This is a genomic window from Agrobacterium sp. SORGH_AS_0440 (assembly GCF_031453135.1).
In the GTDB taxonomy this organism is placed as follows: Bacteria; Pseudomonadota; Alphaproteobacteria; order Rhizobiales; family Rhizobiaceae; genus Agrobacterium; species Agrobacterium pusense.
On the sequence record NZ_JAVIYR010000002.1, the window covers coordinates 876,110 to 898,893 of the forward strand.

The following is a 22,784-nucleotide window of genomic DNA, read 5'->3' on the forward strand; positions in this document are numbered from 1 at the left end:
AGAAACAATATTGAGGAATATTACGTCTTTAAAGGCTCGGATAAAGGCAGCTTGCGTAAAATACTATTATATTATTCGCAGGCAGGAGAAGCCTGGATTGGTTTCGCACCTCATTTTCGTCGATGGCAGATCGACCATCCCGGTCATGGAGGCAACCAGAGATTGTTTAAACGTGCAGGATTCCGCCTGTTATTCCTTCTAAAGTCTCACGATACCTTATAAGTATCCCGAAACGCCCTAACGCCGCGCGGCTTCGTCTTTGCTATCTCGGATGGCGGCATCCGCCACCTTCTGCGTCGTCACATTCAGCGCCGTGGCTTCCTTCATCTTCCGCCCGATGGAGCGGATTACACGTGTCGCCTCGGCCGAGAGCGAACGGGGACGGGTGAGGGCCGGCAGGGCGGGTGTGCTGCTGGCTGCGGCTGCCACTTCCGCAGAAGGCTGCGGTCGGGCGCCGGTCGGCAGCGGGTTCTGGATGCCGGGGATGGGGCGCAGCTCCATGCCCTGATGGGCATAGTCCATCAGCCGCTTGAAGGTCATGGCGGGCAGCGCACCGCCGGTCATGTTGTTCATCGGCGTGAAATCGTCGTTACCGAACCAGACGGCGGTGGTGTAGTTGCCGGTAAAGCCCACATACCAGGCGTCGCGATAGGCCTGTGAAGTGCCGGTCTTGCCGCCGGAAACGATGCCATTGTCAAGCGCACCGCGCCGCGCCGTACCCATCACAGGAATGGTCACCAGCATCTGGTTCATCTTCGAATTGGCGTCTACGGACAGCACGCGTTTGGCGGGCGGCTCGTCATGGCTGAAATCGTAGAGAACATTGCCCTCGTAATCCAGCACCTGCTCGATGCCGTGGCGGCGCGACTGCATGCCGTCAGCCGGGAAAACGGCATAGGCGGTGGCCTGATCCAGTACCGTCACTTCCGATGTGCCGAGCGGGATGGTCTTGTCGCTGCGCAGCGGCGTGGCGACACCCATCGCCTTGGCGGTATCGACGATGACCTGCGTGCCGAGCACGTCCTTGGCGAGCCGGACCGGCACGGTATTGTAGGACTTGGCGAGCGCCATCTGCAGCGTCACCTTACCCGCATAGGAGCGGCCGTAATTCTGCGGCGACCAGCCGCGCCATGTTACCGGCGCGTCGGAAATCAGCGTTTCCGGCTTCATGCCTTTTTCCATGGCGGCCGAATAGGTATAGACCTTGAAGGAGGAACCCGGCTGGCGCAGCGCCGCCGTGGCGCGGTTGAACTGGCTTTCGCCATAGTCGCGGCCGCCCACCATGGCGCGCACGCCACCGCCATTTTCGATCATCACCATCGCGCCCTGCTTGACGCGATACCCTTCGCCGAGTTCGCGCAGGCCCATTTCCATCGCCTGTTCGGCCGCCTGCTGCAGGCCGGTGTCGATGGTGGTGCGGACGACGACGGTGTGATCCTTGAACTTGCCCGCGGCGGCCAGCCGCTGCACTTCGTCAAAAGCCCAGTCGAGGAAATAATCCGGCGCCTTCACGTCTTCGCGGTCGATGACGGTGGCGGGGTTGCGGCGCGCGCCGACCACCTGCCCCTCGGTCATCAGCCCGCTCTGCACGAGGTTGGAAAGCACGGTGTTCGCGCGGGCACGCGCCGCCGGAAGGTTGACATGCGGTGCATATTTCGCTGGCGCCTTGAAAAGCCCGGCCAGAATGGCGGATTCCGAAAGCGTCACGTCGGTGAGGTTCTTGCCGAAATAAAACTGCGCGGCCGCAGCAGCACCAAAGGTGCCGCCGCCCATATAGGCGCGGTCGAGATAAAGGCTCAAAATTTCCTTCTTCGACATGTTGGTCTCGAGCCACAGCGCGAGGAAGGCTTCCTTGATCTTGCGCTCCAGCGAGCGTTCATTGGTGAGGAAGAGGTTCTTGGCGAGCTGCTGCGTCAGCGTCGAGCCGCCCTGCACCACGCCGCCGGCGCGGGCGTTTTCGCTCATGGCGCGGGCAAGGCCGATGAAATCGATACCGAAATGGTCGAAAAAGCGCCGGTCCTCGGTCGCCAGCACCGCCTTGATGAAATGATCAGGCATCTGGTCGATCGGCACGCTGTCTTCATGGATGATGCCGCGATGACCGATGGTGTTGCCGTATCGGTCGAGGAAGGTGACTGCGAAGTCACCGCGATAACGCCAGTCCTTCTTGGTTTCTTCGAAAGCGGGCATGGCAAGCGCCAGAAGCACGACCGATCCCGCCGTTCCAAAGGTCAGCGCGTCGCAGGTGAGATTGACGAGGAGCTTCTTCCAGCCGCGGACATGCAGCTTGCGCGAGGCGATGGTGACATCTTCCCAGAAATCCACCAGCCTTGCCGCAGCCGTCCACAGGCCGGAGTCGATGAAGCTATCGATCCGGAGCAGGATATGCCGTTTTTTGCGGCCTTTTTTATCGTCTTTTTCTTCCTGCACCTGGCGATATTTCCTGTTTAAGGCAATGCGACCGTCGATATTCTGCGCTTCAACCCATTCCCGACGCAAAACCGTGGCATGGTTATGTCGGAAGTGCTTGACGTGGCGGCCTTTCGCGGGCCAATGACCCCTTCGCCGCCTGCCAATATGCTAAAATATCGTACAAACCAGCCCTTGGCGATACGATATAAAGGATTAGGGACCGGTTAAACACTCCCGTCCAAGAGATCAAAATGAAACGGAAATGTTAACGATGAATGACGCGCCGTTCTGGAAAACCAAATCGCTGACCGAGATGACCGGCGAGGAATGGGAAAGCCTGTGCGACGGCTGCGGATTGTGCTGTCTCAACAAGCTGGAGGACTGGGACACCGGCGAAGTGGTGTTCACCTCCGTCCGCTGCGTGCTGCTCGACGGCGAGAGCTGTCGATGCTCGGATTACGAGAACCGCCGTGCCACCGTGCCTGATTGTATCCAGCTTGACCTGAAGAAGGTTCACGAGATCGGCTGGCTGCCGCCCACCTGCGCCTATGCGCTGGTGCGCGATGGCAAGGATCTCTACTGGTGGCATTATCTCGTCTCCGGCGATACCGAAACAGTGCATCAGGCCGGCATTTCCGCGCGCGGCCGCACCGTCAGCGAGGCCGATGTGGATGTTGACGACTTCGAGGATTATGTGGTCGACTGGCCGCTGACGGTCGGCGAAAGGGCGGGAGAAAAGGAGCGGACGTGATGAAAAACGGCAATTTTCGTTTTGGTCCTATTCCTGCCCCATCAGCCTCCTAAAGGCATGTCATCCGAAAACGTGTCACGGTTTCGGGCTATGACTTGTCTGAAATCAAAGACAGCTTCCGGCCATTCCGGCAATTGATCCGCAAAAGCGGACGAGGGACATCAAAACGCATGCGCTACCGGCTGCCCGCCATCTTTCTTTCATGCCTTGCCCTTCCGGGGCTCCTGCCGTTTTCCGCTGACGCCCAGCCACAGCCCCAGGCCTTCGAATGCACGCTGGTCACATCAATCGAGACCGGCGCCATCATCAACCAGCAGGGCGCCTGCGACCAGCGGGTGGCGCCAGCCTCCACCTTCAAGGTGCCGCTGGCGCTGATCGGTTACGATGCCGGTATTCTCCAGGATGAAAAATCGCCCGCCTGGGATTGGAAACCTGGCACGGAGGCGCGCGCCTCGGATCGCAAGACGGTCGACCCGACCATCTGGGAGCAGGATTCGGTGCTGTGGTATTCCCGCGAAATCACCCGCCGCCTCGGCCCGGAAAAATTCGCCGCCTATGTGAAGCGTCTCGGTTACGGTAATGCCGATGTATCGGGCGAGCCCGGCAAAAACAATGGACTTACCCATTCCTGGCTGGGGGCGTCGCTCACCATCTCGCCGGTGGAGCAGGTCGGTTTCCTTCGCCGGTTGCTTGCCGGCAATCTGCCTTTCTCCCGCGATGCGCAGGCCAAGACGCGCGCCATCGTACCGGTCTTCGATGCGCCGGAAAGCTGGGCCGTGCACGGCAAGACCGGAACCGGCTACATGCGTGACGAAAAGGGCAACCCCGACCGCAACCGCCCCTTCGGCTGGTTCGTCGGCTGGGCGGAGCGTGAAGGCCAGCACATCGTCTTCGCAAGGCTGCGTGTTTCCGACAAGCCGTCAAACGAGCCGCTCGGCCCCGCCGTGCGCGATGCCTTCCTGCGCGATATCCCGCGGCTCGCCGTGCACAGGTAGGCGACGGCCCTCACACGGGAAAGGACATCAGCATATGTCGGATGCCTCTCGCGATGTCATCAAGCTCTATACCAAGCACGGTGCTGATTTTGACAATCAGCGCGGTCGTTCCCTTGTTGAAAAACCCTGGCTGGACAGGTTCACCTCGCTATTGCCCGATGGCGGCTCCATTCTCGATATCGGCTGCGGTTCGGGTGAGCCGATCGCTGGCTATTTCATCTCCAACGGTTATGATCTCACGGGCATCGATGCGTCGCTGCCGCTGATCGAACTTTGCCGCAGCCGCTTTCCGGAAAAGCTCTGGGTGGTTGCCGATATGCGCGAACTGGCCCTCGGCCGCCGTTTCGATGGGCTGATTGCCTGGCACAGCTTTTTTCACCTGTATCCCGAGGATCAGCGCCGGATGTTCGGTATCTTCCGCCAGCATGCCAATGAAGGTGCGGCCCTGATGTTCACTGCCGGGCCAGTGCAAGGCGAAGCAATCGGTACCCTTCAGGGCAAGCCACTTTATCACGCCAGCCTCGCGCGTGAAGATTACGAAGGCCTTTTGGCCACGCATGGATTCCGGCTTCTGGATCAGGTCGTCAACGATCCGCAATGCGGTGGGGCAACGATTTATCTCGCCAGGCGGATCGTATCATAGAGACCATTGCATAGTCCCCGGGGATCACGCATAGGATCGACAGGCCGGATGTTTCAGGGACTTTCCCATGCTCGAAAAGCTCAAGCGATGGGCGAAATCCATCAAGCGTGACGTTCACGCCCTTTATCTTGCCGCACGCGATCCCCGCACGCCGCTTCTGGCCAAAGTGGTGGCGATGCTGGTCGCCGCCTATGCGCTTTCACCGATCGATCTCATCCCGGATTTCATTCCCGTCATCGGTTATCTCGACGATCTGGTCATCGTCCCGCTCGGCATCCTCCTTGCGGTGCGTCTTGTGCCGCCGCCACTGCTGGCGGAACATCGATTGACGGCCGCGGCCGCGCAATCCCGTCCCGTCAGCCGCGTGGCTGCTGCCATATTCATCGCCCTGTGGCTGGCGGCGTCGTTCACGATTTTGTTTGCGGCAAAAAATTTCTTATTCCTTGACCTTCCCATCATGGGAAGCCCTACATAGGGTCTCGAAAGGGGATTTCCCATGAACGAGACAGTCAGACACGCCCATCCAAATCAACCGGTTTCCATTCCCGTGGAAGGCATGACCTGCGCTTCCTGCGTGCAGCGGGTGGAAACGGCCGCGGCCAAGGTGCCCGGCGTCATGTCGAGTTCCGTGAACTTCGCCACGAAGAAGCTTACGGTCGAGCCGGCTCAAGGTTTCTCAGCCAAAACGCTTGGCGCTGCCATCAAGAAGGTGGGTTACGATATTGCACCGGATCGGCATGAATTTACCGTCGAAGGTCTGCACAGCGATGCGGATGCGGCGCGGTTGAAGGCCGTTCTGGAAGCCGTCGCAACCACCATTAACGCCACTGTCGATACCGCAGCCGGCAAGGCCGCCGTGGAGACGATCGGCGGCCGGCGTGAACGGGACGCGCTGGTGGAAACGGCAAAACTTGCCGGCTTTGCATTGGCGACGCCAAAGCCGCACGACCATTCCGCCCATCAATCCCACAACAGGCACGAGGGGCATCACCACGGCCACAGCCAGATGGCGACGGCCGGTGAAAGCGGCGGCCATGACCATATGCACCATGCGGGCGAAGAGGGCGCGCTGAAACGCGACCTGACGATCGCCGCCATCCTGACGGCACCGCTTTTCGTGCTGGAAATGGGCGGCCATCTTTATGAGCCGATGCACCACTGGCTGATGGGCATCATCGACACGCAGAACCTCTATTACATCTATTTCGTGCTGGCGACGGCAGTGATTTTCGGACCGGGTCTGCGCTTCCTCAAGACCGGTTTTCCGGCCCTGCTGCGCGGCGCGCCGGAAATGAACTCGCTGGTGGCGTTGGGCGTTACTGCCGCCTATCTCTATTCCGTCGTGGCGACCTTCGCGCCCGACCTGCTGCCGGCAGAGGCGCAGTTCGTCTATTATGAAGCGGCAACGGTCATCGTGACGCTGATCCTGACCGGACGGCTTCTCGAAGCCCGCGCCAGCGGCCGCACCGGAGACGCCATCCGCAAGCTGATGAGCCTGCAGGCGAAGACCGCCCGCGTAGAGCGCGATGGTGCCACCATCGATATTTCCCCTGACGATCTGGTGATGGGCGATATCGTCGTCATCCGTCCCGGCGAGAGGCTGGCGGTGGATGGCGAAGTTGTCGAAGGCTCGTCCTATGTCGATGAATCCATGATATCAGGCGAACCGGTGCCGGTGGAAAAGACGGTTGGCGCAGCGGTCGTTGGCGGCACCATCAACAAGACCGGGGCCTTCAAGTTCAAGGCGACCAAGGTGGGCGCCGATACCATGCTGTCGCAGATCATCCGCATGGTGGAGGAGGCGCAGGGCTCCAAGCTGCCGATCCAGCTGCTGGTCGACCGGGTTACCGCGCTGTTCGTGCCCGTCGTCATTGCGATTGCGGTGCTGACCTTTATCGTCTGGGCGATTTTTGGTCCCGAACCTGCCTATACATTCGCGCTGGTCAATGCGGTGGCCGTACTCATCATTGCCTGCCCATGTGCCATGGGTCTTGCCACGCCGACTTCCATCATGGTCGGCACCGGCCGGGCAGCGGAACTGGGCGTGCTGTTCCGCAAGGGACAGGCCCTGCAGGAACTGCGCTCGGCTGAGATCGTCGTGGTCGACAAGACCGGCACCGTCACCAAGGGCCGCCCGGAACTGACCGATCTCGTGGTTGCGGAAGGATTTGTCGATAACGACGTGCTGGCGCTGGTTGCCGCCGTCGAGGATCGCTCGGAACATCCGATTGCCGAAGCCATCGTCAGGGCTGCGGAAGATCGGGGGGTGGTAGCGGGAGAGGGACTTGAACCCCCAACCGTCGAGAACTTCGAAAGCGTGACGGGTTACGGCATCGCGGCCACCGTCAATGGCCGCAAGGTCGAGGTCGGTGCGGATCGTTACATGGCCAAACTGGGTCATTCGGTTGATGTCTTCGCCGAAGCTGCCGCAAGGCTGGGCGACGAAGGCAAGACGCCGCTTTATGCCGCCATCGACGGCAGGCTGGCGGCTGCAATCGCCGTCGCCGATCCGCTGAAACCGTCAAGTGTCACCGCCATCAAGGCGTTGCAGGCGATGGGCATCGAAGTGGCTATGGTGACGGGCGACAATGAGCGTACGGCAAACGCCATAGCCCGGCAGGTCGGTATTTCCCGTGTGGTTGCGGAAGTGCTGCCTGATGGCAAGGTAAAGGCGATCCATGAGATGCGGGCAGACGGCAAGGTGCTGGCTTTCGTCGGCGATGGCATCAATGATGCGCCGGCACTGGCAGAGGCCGATATCGGCATTGCCGTCGGCACCGGCACGGATGTCGCCATCGAAAGCGCCGATGTGGTGCTGGTTGGCGGCGATCTTCTTGGCGCGGTCAACGCCATCGAGATGAGCCGCGCGACCATGCGCAACATCAAGGAAAACCTGTTCTGGGCCTTCGGTTACAACGTGGCGCTGATACCGGTTGCGGCGGGCGTGCTTTATCCGTCTTTCGGCATCACGCTGTCGCCGATGATCGGTGCGGGGGCGATGGCGCTGTCCAGCGTCTTTGTTCTCGCCAATGCACTGCGGTTGAAACGGGCGAAGGTCGCTCATCGGGAGGTGAAATCGTGAATATCGGCCAGGCATCGGAGGCATCGGGCGTTTCCGCCAAGATGATCCGTTATTATGAGCAGATCGGCCTCATCACCCCCGCCGCGCGCACCGGTAATAATTACCGCGTCTATGGAGAGCAGGATGTCCACAACCTGCGCTTCATCAAACGGGCGCGCACGCTCGGTTTTTCGCTGGAGGAAACTGAGACGCTGCTGAAACTCTGGCAGGACAAGAGCCGTGAGAGTTCGGCGGTAAAGGAAATCGCGCTTGTCCACATCGCCGATCTCGAACAGAAGATCGCCGAAATGAAGAGCATGGTGAAAACCCTCTCCCATCTCGCCCATTGCTGCGGCGGCGACCACCGGCCCGATTGCCCCATCCTCGACGATCTCGCGGGTGCCGACAAGACAGACAGCAAGCCCGCCAGAACCCACTGAAAGAATGCCGGTGCGAAAATATCGGCGCCGAGCAATAGGAGAAATCATGACCCCAACCACCTTCCTCATCCCGGACATGACCTGCGGCCATTGCGAAAAGACCCTGCGCGGCGCACTTTCGGACGTTCTTCCCGACGCCGCCGTCAATATCGATCTTTCCACGCATAGGCTTACGGTAACGGGTGACGCCGCAACCGCGGAGGAAGCAATCCGCGAGGCCGGTTACTCGCCGGAACGGGCGGGCTGACGCACGTCGTTCCTGGAATGAAAAGGAAAGATATGCTGCTGAGTAGCATCATTTTTCCTTTGAAGGCAGAACTCCAATGTCCGTCTCGACCATCTCATTCAATCCTATCGCGGCCTTGGCGACACGCTGCCGGAGGCATTCGAGCGGGCGGTCCTGCGCATCGGCGCTATTGAGGCGGATATGCAAACCCTCGGCAAGGCACCGTTTCGCGGGACATTGATGCCTGAACTATTGCCCGGCCTTCGTCGGGTCACGAAAAATCAGGCGATCTTTCATTTCGATGTTGATGACGGCGAGAAGACATTGCGTGTTCTCGCCATCTTCTTCGGTGGGCAGGATTATCAGCGCCACATGTTGAAACGCGTCGTATCCGGCCTGACAAGCGGTTAAACCTCGTCGAACGCCCCGCCCTCGCGCGAGGGATTGCGGTTGATCACCCGTTCCTCCGCATCGTCGGGCAGGGCCTCGTCGCTTTCCTGATAGGGGTCGTCCTCGCTCTCGGCCTCTTCTTCCTCGATTTCCTGCTCGATGAATTGAGGAATTTCTCCCTTGGCGGGGAGGGCGTCGATGTCGAGGTCGAGCAGGTCTTCATCCATGGCGTCTTCGTTCGAGGGCAGGATTTTTTTGCGGTCCATGACGGTATCCTTTCTATCGGTTATTCGGCAAACGAGCGGAAACGCGCAGGGTTCCTGTCGCCTGCGAATTCCCTCGGATTGAATGGCGCGAAAAAGCTGTCTTGACCTCAATGGCGCTTGAGGTTCTAGTTTGCCCGCCGTATCGCGAAAATCGAAAGGATGCGGCTTTGACGAGTATGGAAATGACGGAGAAAAACGGCTGGGGTGAATTGTTGAGCGGGGCCAATCTCTCGCTTTTAACCGTCATCTCCTCCGGTATCGGCCTGCACGCTTTCAACCAGTTCGCGGTCGTCACGGCCTTGCCGGTGGCCGTGAATGAAATCGGCGGAGCGGCCTTTTACAGCTGGGCCTACAGTCTCTATTTCGTGGGTTCCGTCGCTGGCGGCGTCACCGCCGTGCTGTTTCGCGAACGTTTCGGCGCGCGCACGGTCCTGCTGCTGTGCTGCCTGATCTTTTCTCTGGGTTCCCTCCTTTCGGCAATCGCCGACGACTTCTTGTGGGTCGTCGTCGGTCGCGCCTTGCAGGGTCTGGCGGACGGGTTGATCGTTGCCGTGTGCTACAGCCTCATTCCCGCCGGTTTCCGCTCCGGCCTGTTGCCGAAGGTCTTCGCCATCGAGGCGGCGATCTGGGCGGTCGCCTCGTTCATCGGCCCGCTCACAGGCGGTTTCGCAACCGAACATATCTCCTGGCGCGCCACCTTCCTGTTGTCGGCACCCCTGATTCTGTTGCTCGTGGCCTATACCGCCATCGCCGTCTCCGCCGAGCGACCGGTGGTGACGACGCGCAGACCGCTGGTGCCGCTGGCGCTCTGCCTCATCGGCGCATTGGCGTTTTCCGCTCCCTCTGCCTTCGAGGATGCGAGCCTGCGCGCCCTGTCCCTGCTGGCGGGTGCAGCACTCCTGTGGGCCTCGCTCCGCGCCGGTACACGGCCTTCCGTTGGATTGTTTCCGAAGGATTCCTTTCAGTTGAAGACGGTGCTCGGCAGCGGCTTCTGGGTGCTGTTCCTGATGTCCTACGCCCACGCTCTCGGCAGCGTCTATCTGGCCTATGTCGCCATTAATCTCTGGCGTCATGAACCCACCTTCGCCGGTTTTATCGTGGTAACGATGCCGCTCGCCTGGAGCCTGGTGGCAATGCTGATCGGAAGCCTGCGCTCCGATCGCCTGCGCGAGGTTTGCCTGCATTACGGCCCTTATCAGATGGTGCCGGGCTGCATTTTGCTCGGGCTCGGGCTTTCGACCGGCAGTTCGGTCGAAATGCTGCTTGGGCAAATCCTGATAGGATCGGCTTTCGGCATGTCATGGGCAGGTATCAGCCAGGCGGCCATGGACGCCGCACCGGAGGAGGAACGCAAGATGACGGGCGCGCTGCTCCCCACGGTCGCGACACTGGGAGCCGCCGCCGGTGCGGGTGCAAGCGGCACTGTTGCCGCTGCGACCGATCTGGTGACGCAAATCGATCGGGCAGACGTGACGATGCCGATGACATATCTTTACGGGCTTGGTGTCGTGGTGTCGCTGCTGGCGATCTTCACGGCAAGGGGGCTGCGCGGCGAGCGCTAGCGCCCCCGCCGCGGCCTGGTCAGGACTGGGTAGTGGCGATGGTGATCGCCGTCAGATAGACCACAAAGGCCATGACGGCGATCGCGCCGATGACGATGACGATACCCTTTCCGGCGCGCTTCTTCTCGGTCTTGTTCTGGTTGGCTTCCGTCGGAAACAGGATGGGATCGCTGGTGTCGCGGTTTTTGGTCATGCCGTTTCTCCTTTCGGCGGAATTTTTCGGGCGTTTCTGGTCTATCAACCACCCAATCCGCCAAAAGGTTCCTTAGGGACGCAGCGCCCAGGTCGTGGCGTGGACCACCGCCCCGGGCTCGGCCTTCAAAAGAGCGGCGCGCACGGGCTCGAAGCCCTCGATGCGTTTCGTGCCGACATACCGTCCGCGATTGGCAAAAACCTCCATAGAGCCGTAATCCAGAAAGATACGGACGCGCGAGGCCCTTGCGCCTTTGGCAATGTAATGTGGGGAGGGGCCCTCCCGCCCATCCTCGTGGCGGATCCAGATGCCCGTTTCGTCGCTGACGAGACCGAGCGTGACCGTCGGGTGATCAAGCGCGAGTTCGAAGGGCACCCCGGGCGACGCAAGCTCGATCAATATCTCCACTGCGCCGTTGATGAAGGTGACACGCTCGCCGGCCGCAAGCCGGGTGCGGTCGAGAATGTGGCTGCGCAGGCTTTCGGCCGCGCCGATGGGTGGGGTCAGAAGCTCGCCATTCACATAAGTGATCCGGCGCGGTAACGTCATGGAGGTGGGGAAATCGATCTCGGGATTGGCGTCGGCCCAATTGGCCAGCCAGCCGATGCCGATGATGCTATCCCCGTCCAGAAAGGCCTGAAAGGCATAATTATCGGTGCCGAAATCGAGCTCCTGACCGGATTCCTTGGTGAAGACCTTGCCGTCGAACCAGCCCACATCGGCCATTGTCAGGTTCTTGCGGCCTGTCTCGGGGTCTTCCGAGTGCATCAGTCCGTAGATCAGCACCCAGCGCGTGGAACGGGCATTGGCGGGGCCATCGAGCGGCAGCAGGCAGGGGCATTCGATGGCTGTGGTTTTATAACGCGTTTCCACCCACAGCTTGCCCACATAGGTCCAGCCGGAAGCAGCCGTGGGGTCGAGCGTTTCGTAAAGCAGGATGACACCGCCGCCCTCGCTCTGGCTGCCGAGCACCATTTTCCACAAGCCATCGGGACCGCGAAAGACGTAAGGATCGCGGAAATCCGGCGTCAGCCCCTGTCCGTCCGGACGATGGCCCAGAATGACGTCTGCCTGCCCTGCCATGATGAGATCGGAAGAGGTGGCGGTGAGCTGTATCTGCTGTTCGGGAATGCGGTCCTGCACCTGCTCGGTGAAGAACACGCGGATGCCGCTGCCTTCCACCAGCGGAATGGTGGAGCCGGAATAGGCGCCGCCGCGCTTGTCCGGCCGGGTGGTCAGGTCTTCTGACGGAAAAAGGAAGATCGGCAGATGCCGCCAGCGAAGATAATCGGAGGAGACAGCATGTCCCCAATGCATGGTGTTCCACCGCAGCCCGTGCGAATAATGCTGATAAAACAGATGCGGACGGCCCTCGAAGCGGCCAAAGCCGTTCGGATCATTCATCCAGCCGAAGGGCGGGCGGAAGTGGTAGCTCCCGGGAAGTTCCGGCGCGGCATTGTCAGGCTTGGTATGAACAACCGTGATGCCGGTTTCGAGTACATCCGATGCCGTGAACCAATAAATCACCGAAACGGCGGTGGTGACCGTGTCGTAACTCAGCTCCACATGGCCGCCGCCAAAAACCTGATAGATCCGAAACCCGTACTCTTCGGTGTTGACGCTTGAAACTTCAGCGAATTTTCCGTTTTGATTGGAGAAGGAAACCGCACCCGGCTCGCCGGCTTTTTTTGCCTTCAGCCAGACATGAAAGGTGGCGTTGACGGGCAGATCGGTGTGAATGGTACGGATGGCGCTTTCCGGTTCGGCGGTTACGGCTTCAACGACGGTCATTGCTTTTCCTTTCCTTTCGGCATTCTGCGGATCAAGCATAGGAACGATGATGGCGATGGAAAGTTCATTGCGCAAAATTGAATGAGGCGAAGGAGCGGAGCTTCGGCATTTATCGCTCGCATCCGCCACCCTCCGGCCCCATATAGAGGCAAAGCAGGGAGTTTATCCGTGATGAAATTTGACAATTCCTATGCCCGCCTGCCGGAGCGTTTCAGCGCCGCGGTGCTGCCGACGCCGGTAAAGGCACCGCGCCTCATCACCTTCAACCGTGGGCTTGCCGACGAGCTTCGTCTCGACGTCACCGGCCTTGACGATGAAAGACTGGCGGCGATCTTTTCGGGCAATGTCGTGCCTCAGGGAGCCGAACCGCTGGCCATGGCCTATGCCGGCCACCAGTTTGGCGGTTTCGTACCGCGGCTGGGCGATGGCCGCGCGATTCTTCTGGGCGAGGTGATCGACAGGAACGGCAAACGGCGTGATATCCAGCTGAAAGGCTCCGGCCCGACGCCGTTCTCGCGCAGGGGTGACGGGCGCGCCGCGCTTGGCCCTGTGCTGCGCGAATATATCGTTTCGGAAGCGATGTTTGCGCTGGGCGTTCCCGCAACCCGGGCGCTGGCGGCTGTCCTCTCCGGCGAAAGGGTGCAGCGTGAAGTCGGCCTGCCGGGCGGCGTCTTCACCCGTGTCGCGGCAAGCCACATCCGGGTCGGCACGTTCCAGTTCTTCGCCGCGCGGGAAGACAATGAGGCGATCAGAAACCTCGCGGATTACGTCATTGATCGGCATTATCCCGAGGTGAAAGAGGCAGACAATCCTTATCTCGCCCTGCTGCAGGGCATAGCGCAACGGCAATGCGACCTCATCGCCCGCTGGATGATGGTGGGCTTCATCCATGGCGTGATGAATACCGACAATATGGCGGTCTCCGGGGAGACCATCGATTTCGGCCCCTGCGCCTTCCTTGACGAATATCATCCCAACAAGGTTTTTTCCTCCATCGATGCGCAGGGCCGTTACGCCTATAACAACCAGCCCGGCATCGCCCAGTGGAACATCGCAAGGCTGGCGGAATGCCTGCTGCCGCTGCTCGATCCGCAGGTGGAAAAGGCCGCTGAACTCGCCAATGGGGTTCTCGCCGATTTCGCTGCCGCCTTTCCCAAACGCTGGCTTGCCGGCATGCGCGCAAAACTTGGTCTGACGGCGGAGGAAGAGGGCGATATGGACCTCGTGCAGGGGCTGCTGGCGCTGATGCAGGCATCGGAAGCGGACTATACGCTGACCTTCCGTCGTCTTTCGCATGCCGTCAATGGCGACGCCGAGCCATTCCGCGGCATGTTCATCGATATTGCGGGCGCGGACGAATTTCTCGCCCGTTGGCGGGAAAGAGCCGGTCGGGAGGGGATTTCCGATTCCGAAAGATCGACGGCGATGCTGTCAGTTAATCCGGCGATCATCCCACGCAACCACCGTATCGAGGAACTGATCGAGGCGGCAGTGGAGGAGGATGATTTCGAGCCCTTTCACGCCATGCTGAAGGCGATTGCGACGCCCTTCGAGGAGCGGCCGGACAATTTCGTCTATATGCAGCCGCCGATGAGCCATGAGCGGGTATTTCGGACGTTTTGCGGGACGTGACGACCTCACCGTCATGCCGGACTTGATCCGGCATCCAGCCGACGCGCGTCTGCGCGGCGAATAGAGTATTTCCAGCCCAAGGACTTGGGCTGGCTGGATACCGGCTCAAGGCCGGTATGACGGAATAAATTGAGGCCGGTAACTCACCCCACCCGAGCCAGTGGCTCATGTGCGCCATAATACCGGCCGAACCGGTTATCGAGGAACTTGGGCAGGTCCACTTCCTCCTGCCGCACGAAGCCCTTCTGCGGCAGCGTGCCTTCGGCAAGCAGATCGAGAACCGTGCAGATGCCTGAGGCGGTTGTGATCTGGATGGCGCTCATCATCCGGCCGGAAACGGGGCCGGCATAGACCTTGTTGGCGTAGGTTTCCTGCAGGAAGCGGCCGTTGCGGGTGCCGCAGACGGTGACGAAGACGATGACCACATCCTGCATGGTGCCGGGAAGGGCGTTCTCGAACAGGTCCTTCAGCACATCGCGGCGATTGCGCAGGTTGAGATCGTTCAACAGCGCCTTCATGATCGCCACATGGCCGGGATAACGGATGGTGCGGTAATTCATCGTCCGCACCTTGCCTTCCAGCGTGGCGCAGAGCGTGCCGAGACCGCCTGACGTGTTGAAAGCCTCATAGGTGACGCCGTCGAGCGAGAATTCTTCACGCTCCTCAAGCGCCGGAACGGCGGTGAGGCGGCCTTCGACGATCGCTTCGCAGGGCTCGATATATTCGTTGATCAGCCCGTCCGTGCTCCAGGTGAGGTTGTAGTTGAGCGCATTGGACGGATATTGCGGCAGGGCGCCGACGCGCATACGCACGCTGTCCAGCTTGTCGAACTTGCCGGCAAGATCGGCGGCGACGATGGAAATGAAGCCGGGCGCGAGGCCGCATTGCGGGATGAGCGCCGTCTCCGCCGTTTCCGCCAATGCCTTGACCTTGCGGGTGGATTCCACGTCCTCGGTCAGATCGAGATAATGCGTGCCGACGGCAACGGCCGCTTCGGCAATGCCCGCCGTCAGGTGGAAGGGGGCGGCGGACAGCACGGCGAATTTGCCTTTTAGCAGTGCTTCCAGCGCCGGACGATCGGTGATGTCGACGATCTCGGTGTCGACGCGTTCGTGAGCAGGCACATTGGCCAGCTGGTCGGCCGAGCGATCGGCAACCGTGATGCGATAATCGCCTGTGGCGGCCAGCATCCAGGCGATGGCCGAGCCGATGTTGCCCGCACCTATGACGACGATGTTTTTCATGTTTTGTTCCCCGCAGAAAAATTCTTAGGGCACAATCATATTGCGGTTTCACTGCGATTCGGAGCTTCACTATGTGCAGATCGCTCGTTATTATTGAACGATAAGACGACAGGATTGATCACTATGACGATCACTGACAAGGACCGGGCGCTGCTGGCGCTGCTTTCCGAAAATGCCCGCATGCCGGTGGCGGAACTGGCGCGCAGGCTCGGCCTTTCGCGCACCACGGTGCAGGCCCGCATCGAGCGCCTGGAGGCAGACGGCGTGATCGCGGGTTATGGCCTCAGGCTTTCGGAAAGTTATCTTTCCGGGTTGGTGCGCGCGCATGTGCTCATCACCATCGGGCCGAAGGCTCTGCCAGCGGTGACTGCGGCGCTTGCCGCCATCAAGGAAGTGACGACGCTGCATTCGGTGAGCGGCACATTTGACCTCATCGCCATTCTGGCCGCCCCTTCGATTCTCGATCTCGACCGGCTGATCGACCGTATCGGCGCGCTCGACGGAGTAGAGCGCACGCTGTCATCGATCATTCTGTCGACGCGGATCTCGCGGTAAGAAGCGTTTGAAAGAGTGGAAGATAAGCGAAACCCACTTCCGTAATGCCGGACTTGATCTGGCATCCAGTCGATGTGCGTCTGCGCGGCGAACAGAGTCTTTTCAGCCCATGGACTTGGGCTGGCTGGATACCGGATCAAGTCCGGTATGACGGAAGCGATGGTCTGCAAAACGAAACAACAAAGGATTGCCACTCCTATGTTTCTCTCGCTACGCGAAAGCGAAGCCGTCTAAACCACCGTCCGCTCATCATAAGCCTTCTGTGCCGCCATCACCGCGTCCATATTGCCCTCCGCCCAATGGGCAAGCGCCGCCACGGTGTCCGTCAGCGTGCGCCCCAGCGGCGTCAGTGAATATTCGACGGTGACAGGAACCGTTGGAAAGGCCTGCCGTGAAATCAGCCCGTCACGCTCCAGCTTCTTCAGCGTCTGCGACAGCACCTTCTGCGATATGCCCTTGATCTCGCGCCGTAACAGGTTGAAGCGAACGGCATCACGCCGCAGCTTGTCGAGGATCAGCAGCGCCCATTTGTCGGCGATCCTGTCGAGCACCATGCGTGTCGGGCAGCGGTCCTCATAAACGTCATAGATATTTGCCATCGATTTCACCCTGTTGTTTCAAGGCTATGCCGGTTTCCGCGAGGAAACCAGCTAACCGAAAAGTGCTCTCTTTTCATGATTTCTCTAACGCAGTATCTGTGTTTTCGAAACATGGTTTCTATTAGATACTAAGGAGATTTGAGATGGCAGGCAAGATACTCGTAATCGGTTCAACCGGCACCATCGGCACGCCGCTGGTCAGGGAACTGGTGGCCAAGGGCGAAAGAGTGAAGGCGGCGTCGCGCAGCGGCAGGGCGTCGGACGGCGCGGAAGGGGTGCGTTTTGATTATACCGACGCATCGACTTATGCGGATGCCTTCGACGGTGTTGACCGCCTGTTCCTGCTTCTTTCCGGCGGGCGTCTGGATGCCATCGACGCGCTGACGCCCGTTGTCGAGGAGGCCGCGCGCTGGAAGGTGAAGATCGTGTTCCTCAGCGTTCTCGGCGTCGATGCCGACGATTCCATTCCCTATCGCCAGATCGAGCTGAAGATCATCGCGTCAGGCACGCCTTACGTCATCCTGCGTCCCAACTGGTTTGCCGATAATTTCCACAGCTACTGGAAAGCCGGCATCGACCACGGCCAGATCGCCGTTCCGGCGGGCGAGGGTAAGTCAAGCTTCATCGATGTGCGCGATATCGCCGATAGCGCTGCCGCCGCGCTGACATCCACGGCCTTTGACGGCAAGGCCTTCAATCTGACCGGACCAAGGGCAGTTGGCTACGGCGAAGCGGCAGCACTGATTTCGCAGGCTATCGGCAAGCCAGTGTTTTATGCCGCCGTTTCGGACGAGGTCTTTATCGGCATCCTCACGGGTGCAGGTGTGCCGCAGGACTACGCGTCCTTCCTCGCCTCGATCTTCCATCCCGTTCGTGAGGGCTGGACGGCGGTGGTGACCGGCGACGTGGAAACGCTGACCGGCCATGCGCCGCGTTCGCTGGAGACCTATATCGCCGACAATCTGGACCGGCTTAAAGGCTGAGACTCAACAAGAGCCCGCCGCGCTTAAGCCGGATCGGTGGAGCCGCGGCGGGCCTTGAAGAACATCTTCAGCCGCTGCATATCCTCGGCATTCCAGCCCTGCGGCGCCGTCACCTCCGTCCAGGCATCGATGTAATGTTCCGGCGCATAGACATGGCCATATCCGATCGGCGCCGTGGTGGCGGCAGCAACATCGAGGCTGAGCTGCAGCAGGGTGACGACCGGGAACCAGCGGAAGGATGTGGAAACGTCTGGCCCGTGATGCACCATCCATTGCGGCCGCCGGTAAAGCGAGGCGGCTTCGAAGAAGGTGATGGGGTCGCTGGCATATTGCAGATAAACGATCCGCATCGGCCCCCAGGTCGCATCAGGCATATGCGCGGTGGTATATTGGTTGGCGAAGCGGATGACGGAGGAATCGCGGAAACGCGGCAGCCATTCCGGCGTACCCTTCACCCGGCCATTGGTGGCCATGCGCCATGTCGGGCTGGAAAAAGGAGGGCCGCTCCACAGCGCGCCCTGAAAGGGGTCGGAGAGCACATCGTAAAGATCGGAGGACTTCTGCGAGTTGAGCGAACCGAGGCTCAAGCCGTGCAGATAAAGCCTCGGCCGCTTTTCCTTCGGCAAGGTGGTCCAGTAGCCATAAACGGCTTCAAACAGAGCGCGCGCCGTCTCGACGCCGTAATCCGGCTCCGTCAGCAAGGCTATCCAGCTTGAGAGATAGGAATATTGCACGGCAACGCTGGCGATATCGCCGTCATGCAGATACTCGACGGTATCGAGCGCTTCCGGATCGATCCAGCCGGTGCCGGTGGGGATGACCACCAGGAGCACCTTGCGTTCGAAGCCGCCGACACGTTTCAGTTCCTCAAGCGCCAGAGATGCCCTTTCATCCGGGGTCGAGGCGGAGTTCAGGCCTGCATAGACCCGGAGCGGCTCCTTGGCCGGGCGGTGGGTGAAGGCGGAGATGTCTGCGCCATGAGGGCCTTCAGCGACAAATTCGCGGCCGCGACGGCCGAGCGATTCCCATGTCATCAGCGAGGCGCTGCTGCCGGTCTTGAGCGGATCGGACGGGCGCGGCACATCGGGTTCGATCAGCGCATCCACCTGTTTCAGCGAGGAATCGGCAAATCTGAGGCCGATGTCGAAGATCAGCCCGTTGAGCAGCATCCAGGACAGAATGATGGCCGCGGCGATGCCGAGCACATTGGCCAGCCGGCGCGGCAGGAAATGCCGGCTGCGCGTCGCAAAGAAACGGCGGATCAGCTGGAACAGCCGGCCGGCGCCGATGAGAATGGCAGCCACCAGTATGGCGATGGCGCCTGTCTTGGTGGGGTGCGCGCTGGGGAGCGGATCGAGCTCCATCAGCACGCGAATGGAGTTCTGCCAGTCTTTCGCCTGCCACAGAAACGCAATCGCCGTAATCGCGGCGGCAAGCGCAATGAGAAACCGAACGCCGCGGACATTATGACGCGAGGGTTCAGGCAGCTCCAGATAAGCCCAGATCGCATGAAGGGCGACGCCGATCATGTAACCGATCGCGAAAGAAAACCCGCACAGCACACCTTGCATCAGCCATGTTCGCGGCAGGAGCGATGGTGTGAGAGAAGCGCAGAAGAGAACCGTGCCAAAGACGATGCCGGTTGCTGAAAGACCCGCAAACAACCGCTCAACCCATTGTTTTACCAACTTGACTTGTCCCTTCTACTCACCGCCTGATGCTAAGTGTAATATGTGACGGACGAGGGTGCAAATCCCGTGATCAGGATAAAAATCATAGCAATAGGAAAATAATCCTTTACACCGTGACGGTGGTTTGATAGTGTTTGGCTATAGTCGGAGATTTGCGGCTGAACGGCAATGGTTGTCCTTGGGACTGCCCGTAGCGCTTTGTTCACCACCCGCATTCCTGTGCTTGTCACAGGAATGAGGGTGAGTGAGGTGCAAGCAAACTTGCCTTGTTCGCGGCCCCTCTTTATTTGTTCTTTCTCTCGCAGGCCAATCCCATGACAACGTCCAGCAATTGCGATCCGGCGCTCTACAGCGTCTGGCCGGAAACGCCCGCCTATGCGGCTGACGACATGCCGGAAGCCGCGCCCGAGACGAAGTCGCGGGCCGACAGGCTGGCCGCCGAAGATGCGGCGCGCAACGGCAGCCTGCGGCAATTGCTGAATGAGCTGACGGAGGAGATGCGCGAGCAGTTCTGCCTGTACCGCAATCTCCGCCAAGTGAGCGAAGCGGCCTTGCTGGCGACGGCGGAGGATGCTTCGGGCAAGCTGGCGCGCGCCGATGTGAAGGCTGCGACGGACCAGCTGTCGCTGATCGTCCGCACGCTGCAGCGGATCGACGCTTTGCAACGGGTGCTGGCGGAAGAAAGGGAAGCTCTTTTCAGCGAAGACGAAACCGATGTCGGGGACTACGAAGCGGCGGTGGCGCATTTCCTCAATCGCATCGATGAACTGGCTGAACAGAAATGCCGCGCAAAGATGGCAACCGATCCCGCTTGCAGCCCCTTCGCAGAAACCGACACATGACGGATATGTCGACCGGACCCCATCTGCCGGCGCAGGTCTTCAACCTTCTGCGCGACTGGCGTTTCATCGGCAACCTGCCGCAGCAACCGCCGGAGGGCGACTGGCGGACATGGCTTCTGATCGGCGGACGCGGATCCGGCAAGACCCGCGCCGGGTCGGAGTGGGTTCACGCCGTCGCGTCCGCCGGCAGGCAATCGGATTTGCGCATCGCGCTGGTTGCCGAAACGCTGGGTGACGCCCGGGAGGTGATGATCGACGGCATTTCCGGCATTTGCCGTATTGCCCGCCGCCATCGTCCCGCCTTCGAGGTGTCGCGTCGGCGGCTGCTTTGGCCCAACGGGGCGATGGCGCAGGTGTTCTCATCGGAAGACCCGGAAAGCCTGCGCGGGCCGCAGTTCCACATGGCCTGGGCGGACGAGCTGGGCAAATGGAAATATCCACAGGAAACCTGGGACATGCTGCAGTTCGGCCTGCGTCTGGGTGAATTGCCACGACAGCTGGTGACGACCACGCCACGGCCCATTCCATTGCTGAAGGCGCTTCTGGCCGATCCTTCGAGCCGGGTGGCCCGGATGCCGACGGCCATGAACGCGCGGAACCTTTCTCCCGGTTTTCTGAAAGCCATGCAGGACCGCTACGGGGGCACGCGGCTCGGCCGTCAGGAAATTGGCGGCGAACTGATCGATGAGCGCGAGGGCGCGTTATGGAAACGCGCCGATCTGGAAGCGATCGTTGAGGTTGCGGCTGCGCCGCTTTCGCGGATCGTGGTGTCGGTCGATCCGCCGGCCGGCAGTGGTGAAAATTCCTGCTGCGGCATCGTCGTGGCGGGACTGGGCATGGCCGGGCGTCTCACGGTGCTTGCGGATTGTTCGGTGGAAGGCGAGACGCCGGCCGGCTGGGCTCGCGCCGTCGTCGCCGCCTTCCGCCGCCACGAGGCTGACCGCGTCGTGGCAGAGGTCAATCAAGGCGGCGAGATGGTGCGCGCCATGCTGCAGAGCGTAGAGGCCAACCTGCCGCTGACGCTGGTGCGGGCAAGCCGCGGAAAGTTCGCCCGCGCCGAACCGGTCGCCGCGCTCTATGAGCAGGGAAGGGTGCGCCACGCCGCGCGATTTGAAAAGCTTGAGGACCAGATGACGGATTTCGGACCGGAAGGCCTGTCGACCGGGCGCTCGCCGGACAGGCTGGACGCACTCGTCTGGGCGATCACTGCGCTGACGACGATGGTGACCAGCGAACCGAAGGTGCGGGGGATGTGAGATGGTGATTTAGTGGCTCCAGAGACCTAGAGCCAATAACGCCTCAAGCGTGCCGCCTGTTTCTTCTTCCGTTGGGCAGAAGGATTGCAGCGCGGGATCAAGAGGCAATGGTCAAAATGTGCCGCGAGAGCATGGATGTCAGCACCTTGCCCCGTCATCTGACCCTTGGGGCCATCTTCTCCCCAGCGGGGAGAAGAAAAAGTGAAGTACCCGCCCGATTTCGGGCGGCGGGCAAATATTATTTCTTCGGAGATTGCGCCGGCTTCGGCTGGGAGCCGGTTTCACGCATCTGGCGCCACTCGTTTTCGAGACGGTCATAAACGGTCTGGGGGATTGTCGCTGTCATGGTGGCATTCCTCCTTGAATGGTTAACGCTGCAGGATTGCGCGGTAAATGGAGTTAGCGCGCTAAGGTTCCGGAATTCAAGGAATTTTTTACTCCAAAACCCCGGTCCGAGGATTAAAATCGATTAAGGTTTTTTCAAATCGATTTAGTCCTGACGGACGTCAGGGGTCATGAACCCCAAGTCATATCAAGTGTCATATCAGGAGCAGGCCATGGTCTTTGACGAGGCGCGATTCGTCGCGTCGGTGCGGAAATCCCTGTTCGGCGGGCGGCTGCAGACGGCGCAGCTTGCCGGGATGAAGACGATCCTGTCGGGCTTTGCGACGGCGCTGCCCGGCGGCGATCCCCGGTGGCTGGCTTATATGCTGGCGACTGCTTTCCACGAGACCGCGGCAACCATGCAGCCGGTGCGCGAGACTTTGGCGACAACCGATGCCGAAGCGATCGCACGGCTCGACCGCGCCTTTGCCGCCGGCCGTCTGCCGATGGTCCGCAGGCCCTACTGGCGGCGTGATGCGGAAGGGAAAAGCTGGCTGGGACGCGGCTTCGTTCAGCTGACCCATCGCCGCAATTATGAGACCATGTCGGTGCTGACCGGGGTGGATCTAACCGGCCGCCCCGCGCGCGCCATGGAAGCGGACGTGGCGACGGCTATCCTGATCCGGGGCATGGTGGCCGGCAGCTTCACCGGCAGACGTCTTGCGGATTTCTTCGGTGCAGAGCGCGAAGACTGGGATGCGGCGCGCGCCATCATCAATGGCAGCGACCGGGCCGGCCTGGTGGGCAATTATGGGCGCGCATTTCATCGGGCGCTTCTTGCGGCGCGGATTGAACCGGCGCGGCCCAGGTGATAACCCGTTACGCAGCGCCGAGAAGGCCGCCTTCGAATTTCGCATGACAGGTGACA

At 60.7% G+C, this 22,784-nt stretch carries 22 protein-coding genes; 15 read left to right on the forward strand and 7 right to left on the reverse strand.

Annotation, left to right across the window (positions count from 1 at the left end):
• Positions 1 to 237: 237 nt before the first annotated feature.
• Positions 238 to 2,430 carry a transglycosylase domain-containing protein gene (locus QE453_RS13595; RefSeq protein ID WP_035210867.1) on the reverse strand — a complete coding sequence of 731 codons (2,193 nt, stop codon included), beginning with the start codon at positions 2,428 to 2,430 and terminating at the stop codon, positions 238 to 240.
• A gap of 253 nt (positions 2,431 to 2,683) precedes the next feature.
• On the opposite strand from QE453_RS13595, the gene QE453_RS13600 reads away from it, so the two are divergent.
• The 8 genes from QE453_RS13600 to QE453_RS13635 all read left to right on the forward strand — a co-directional run bounded on the left by QE453_RS13600 (position 2,684) and on the right by QE453_RS13635 (position 8,939).
• Positions 2,684 to 3,163 (forward strand): YcgN family cysteine cluster protein, encoded by a 480-nt coding sequence (locus tag QE453_RS13600; RefSeq protein WP_003497144.1) that lies wholly within the window; start codon positions 2,684 to 2,686, stop codon positions 3,161 to 3,163.
• A gap of 170 nt (positions 3,164 to 3,333) precedes the next feature.
• Positions 3,334 to 4,158, forward strand: a complete 825-nt coding sequence (blaOXA, locus tag QE453_RS13605; RefSeq protein ID WP_309777278.1) for a class D beta-lactamase — start codon at positions 3,334 to 3,336, stop codon at positions 4,156 to 4,158.
• A gap of 34 nt (positions 4,159 to 4,192) precedes the next feature.
• Positions 4,193 to 4,801 (forward strand): class I SAM-dependent methyltransferase, encoded by a 609-nt coding sequence (locus QE453_RS13610; protein WP_045532444.1) that lies wholly within the window; start codon positions 4,193 to 4,195, stop codon positions 4,799 to 4,801.
• 67 nt (positions 4,802 to 4,868) lie between these two features.
• A complete protein-coding gene (locus QE453_RS13615; RefSeq protein WP_309777279.1) occupies positions 4,869 to 5,276 on the forward strand; it encodes a YkvA family protein in 408 nt (135 codons plus the stop codon).
• Between the two features lie 21 nt (positions 5,277 to 5,297).
• Positions 5,298 to 7,883, forward strand: a complete 2,586-nt coding sequence (locus tag QE453_RS13620) for a heavy metal translocating P-type ATPase (RefSeq protein ID WP_309777280.1) — start codon at positions 5,298 to 5,300, stop codon at positions 7,881 to 7,883.
• A complete protein-coding gene (gene cueR, locus QE453_RS13625; protein ID WP_004440702.1) occupies positions 7,880 to 8,302 on the forward strand; it encodes a Cu(I)-responsive transcriptional regulator in 423 nt (140 codons plus the stop codon). The genes QE453_RS13620 and cueR overlap by 4 nt, the downstream gene beginning before the upstream one ends.
• 46 nt (positions 8,303 to 8,348) lie before the next feature.
• Positions 8,349 to 8,549 (forward strand): heavy-metal-associated domain-containing protein, encoded by a 201-nt coding sequence (locus QE453_RS13630; protein ID WP_006700082.1) that lies wholly within the window; start codon positions 8,349 to 8,351, stop codon positions 8,547 to 8,549.
• A gap of 219 nt (positions 8,550 to 8,768) precedes the next feature.
• The gene (locus QE453_RS13635) at positions 8,769 to 8,939 is read left to right on the forward strand and encodes a type II toxin-antitoxin system RelE/ParE family toxin (RefSeq protein ID WP_234823758.1); all 171 of its coding nucleotides are present in this window, start codon (positions 8,769 to 8,771) and stop codon (positions 8,937 to 8,939) included.
• Here QE453_RS13635 and QE453_RS13640 read toward each other — a convergent pair.
• On the reverse strand, positions 8,936 to 9,184 hold the full coding sequence (locus QE453_RS13640; RefSeq protein ID WP_004440706.1) for a hypothetical protein: 249 nt from the start codon (positions 9,182 to 9,184) through the stop codon (positions 8,936 to 8,938). The two genes, QE453_RS13635 and QE453_RS13640, sit on opposite strands and share 4 nt — an antisense overlap.
• Positions 9,185 to 9,360: 176 nt before the next feature.
• Here QE453_RS13640 and QE453_RS13645 point away from each other — a divergent pair, with 176 nt between their 5' ends.
• Positions 9,361 to 10,746 carry an MFS transporter gene (locus tag QE453_RS13645; protein ID WP_309778158.1) on the forward strand — a complete coding sequence of 462 codons (1,386 nt, stop codon included), beginning with the start codon at positions 9,361 to 9,363 and terminating at the stop codon, positions 10,744 to 10,746.
• 19 nt (positions 10,747 to 10,765) lie between these two features.
• Here the strand turns inward: QE453_RS13645 and QE453_RS13650 are convergent, their stop codons facing one another.
• The gene (locus QE453_RS13650; RefSeq protein WP_309777281.1) at positions 10,766 to 10,939 is read right to left on the reverse strand and encodes a hypothetical protein; all 174 of its coding nucleotides are present in this window, start codon (positions 10,937 to 10,939) and stop codon (positions 10,766 to 10,768) included.
• A gap of 72 nt (positions 10,940 to 11,011) precedes the next feature.
• On the reverse strand, positions 11,012 to 12,730 hold the full coding sequence (locus QE453_RS13655; protein WP_309777282.1) for a glycoside hydrolase family 32 protein: 1,719 nt from the start codon (positions 12,728 to 12,730) through the stop codon (positions 11,012 to 11,014).
• Between the two features lie 171 nt (positions 12,731 to 12,901).
• Here QE453_RS13655 and QE453_RS13660 point away from each other — a divergent pair, with 171 nt between their 5' ends.
• On the forward strand, positions 12,902 to 14,362 hold the full coding sequence (locus tag QE453_RS13660) for a protein adenylyltransferase SelO family protein (protein WP_309777283.1): 1,461 nt from the start codon (positions 12,902 to 12,904) through the stop codon (positions 14,360 to 14,362).
• A gap of 143 nt (positions 14,363 to 14,505) precedes the next feature.
• On the opposite strand, the gene QE453_RS13665 is transcribed toward QE453_RS13660, so the two are convergent.
• Positions 14,506 to 15,606: a saccharopine dehydrogenase family protein gene (locus QE453_RS13665; protein WP_004440717.1), complete on the reverse strand. Its 1,101-nt coding sequence runs from the start codon at positions 15,604 to 15,606 to the stop codon at positions 14,506 to 14,508.
• Positions 15,607 to 15,729: 123 nt separating this feature from the next.
• Between QE453_RS13665 and QE453_RS13670 the strand changes: the two genes are divergently transcribed.
• Positions 15,730 to 16,161, forward strand: a complete 432-nt coding sequence (locus tag QE453_RS13670; protein WP_004440719.1) for an Lrp/AsnC family transcriptional regulator — start codon at positions 15,730 to 15,732, stop codon at positions 16,159 to 16,161.
• Between the two features lie 230 nt (positions 16,162 to 16,391).
• On the opposite strand, the gene QE453_RS13675 is transcribed toward QE453_RS13670, so the two are convergent.
• Positions 16,392 to 16,760, reverse strand: a complete 369-nt coding sequence (locus tag QE453_RS13675) for a helix-turn-helix domain-containing protein (protein ID WP_004440721.1) — start codon at positions 16,758 to 16,760, stop codon at positions 16,392 to 16,394.
• 143 nt (positions 16,761 to 16,903) lie between these two features.
• Here QE453_RS13675 and QE453_RS13680 point away from each other — a divergent pair, with 143 nt between their 5' ends.
• Entirely contained in the window at positions 16,904 to 17,743 is an 840-nt protein-coding gene (locus tag QE453_RS13680; protein WP_309777284.1) for an SDR family oxidoreductase, read from the forward strand.
• Between the two features lie 23 nt (positions 17,744 to 17,766).
• Here QE453_RS13680 and QE453_RS13685 read toward each other — a convergent pair whose 3' ends face one another.
• Positions 17,767 to 19,407, reverse strand: a complete 1,641-nt coding sequence (locus QE453_RS13685) for an alpha/beta-hydrolase family protein (protein ID WP_309778160.1) — start codon at positions 19,405 to 19,407, stop codon at positions 17,767 to 17,769.
• A gap of 341 nt (positions 19,408 to 19,748) precedes the next feature.
• On the opposite strand from QE453_RS13685, the gene QE453_RS13690 reads away from it, so the two are divergent.
• The 3 genes from QE453_RS13690 to QE453_RS13700 all read left to right on the forward strand — a co-directional run bounded on the left by QE453_RS13690 (position 19,749) and on the right by QE453_RS13700 (position 22,728).
• Entirely contained in the window at positions 19,749 to 20,276 is a 528-nt protein-coding gene (locus QE453_RS13690; RefSeq protein ID WP_174150790.1) for a hypothetical protein, read from the forward strand.
• Positions 20,273 to 21,532 (forward strand): DNA-packaging protein, encoded by a 1,260-nt coding sequence (locus QE453_RS13695; RefSeq protein WP_072494175.1) that lies wholly within the window; start codon positions 20,273 to 20,275, stop codon positions 21,530 to 21,532. Before QE453_RS13690 ends, QE453_RS13695 begins: the two co-directional genes overlap by 4 nt.
• Positions 21,533 to 22,089: 557 nt before the next feature.
• The gene (locus QE453_RS13700; protein ID WP_309777285.1) at positions 22,090 to 22,728 is read left to right on the forward strand and encodes a hypothetical protein; all 639 of its coding nucleotides are present in this window, start codon (positions 22,090 to 22,092) and stop codon (positions 22,726 to 22,728) included.
• The last annotated feature ends 56 nt before the right edge of the window (positions 22,729 to 22,784 follow it).

Bases quoted from the DNA above. Each gene is read 5' to 3' on its own strand.
- QE453_RS13695 (WP_072494175.1), top strand. From the start codon at position 20,273: ATGACGGATATGTCGACCGGACCCCATCTGCCGGCGCAGGTCTTCAAC.
- QE453_RS13645 (WP_309778158.1), top strand. From the start codon at position 9,361: ATGGAAATGACGGAGAAAAACGGCTGGGGTGAATTGTTGAGCGGGGCC.
- QE453_RS13640 (WP_004440706.1), bottom strand. From the start codon at position 9,184: ATGGACCGCAAAAAAATCCTGCCCTCGAACGAAGACGCCATGGATGAA.
- QE453_RS13650 (WP_309777281.1), bottom strand. From the start codon at position 10,939: ATGACCAAAAACCGCGACACCAGCGATCCCATCCTGTTTCCGACGGAA.
- QE453_RS13635 (WP_234823758.1), top strand. From the start codon at position 8,769: ATGCCTGAACTATTGCCCGGCCTTCGTCGGGTCACGAAAAATCAGGCG.
- QE453_RS13670 (WP_004440719.1), top strand. From the start codon at position 15,730: ATGACGATCACTGACAAGGACCGGGCGCTGCTGGCGCTGCTTTCCGAA.
- QE453_RS13615 (WP_309777279.1), top strand. From the start codon at position 4,869: ATGCTCGAAAAGCTCAAGCGATGGGCGAAATCCATCAAGCGTGACGTT.
- QE453_RS13665 (WP_004440717.1), bottom strand. From the start codon at position 15,606: ATGAAAAACATCGTCGTCATAGGTGCGGGCAACATCGGCTCGGCCATC.
- QE453_RS13700 (WP_309777285.1), top strand. From the start codon at position 22,090: ATGGTCTTTGACGAGGCGCGATTCGTCGCGTCGGTGCGGAAATCCCTG.
- QE453_RS13655 (WP_309777282.1), bottom strand. From the start codon at position 12,730: ATGACCGTCGTTGAAGCCGTAACCGCCGAACCGGAAAGCGCCATCCGT.
- QE453_RS13680 (WP_309777284.1), top strand. From the start codon at position 16,904: ATGGCAGGCAAGATACTCGTAATCGGTTCAACCGGCACCATCGGCACG.
- QE453_RS13600 (WP_003497144.1), top strand. From the start codon at position 2,684: ATGAATGACGCGCCGTTCTGGAAAACCAAATCGCTGACCGAGATGACC.
- QE453_RS13610 (WP_045532444.1), top strand. From the start codon at position 4,193: ATGTCGGATGCCTCTCGCGATGTCATCAAGCTCTATACCAAGCACGGT.
- QE453_RS13675 (WP_004440721.1), bottom strand. From the start codon at position 16,760: ATGGCAAATATCTATGACGTTTATGAGGACCGCTGCCCGACACGCATG.
- QE453_RS13660 (WP_309777283.1), top strand. From the start codon at position 12,902: ATGAAATTTGACAATTCCTATGCCCGCCTGCCGGAGCGTTTCAGCGCC.
- QE453_RS13690 (WP_174150790.1), top strand. From the start codon at position 19,749: ATGACAACGTCCAGCAATTGCGATCCGGCGCTCTACAGCGTCTGGCCG.
- blaOXA (WP_309777278.1), top strand. From the start codon at position 3,334: ATGCGCTACCGGCTGCCCGCCATCTTTCTTTCATGCCTTGCCCTTCCG.
- QE453_RS13620 (WP_309777280.1), top strand. From the start codon at position 5,298: ATGAACGAGACAGTCAGACACGCCCATCCAAATCAACCGGTTTCCATT.
- QE453_RS13630 (WP_006700082.1), top strand. From the start codon at position 8,349: ATGACCCCAACCACCTTCCTCATCCCGGACATGACCTGCGGCCATTGC.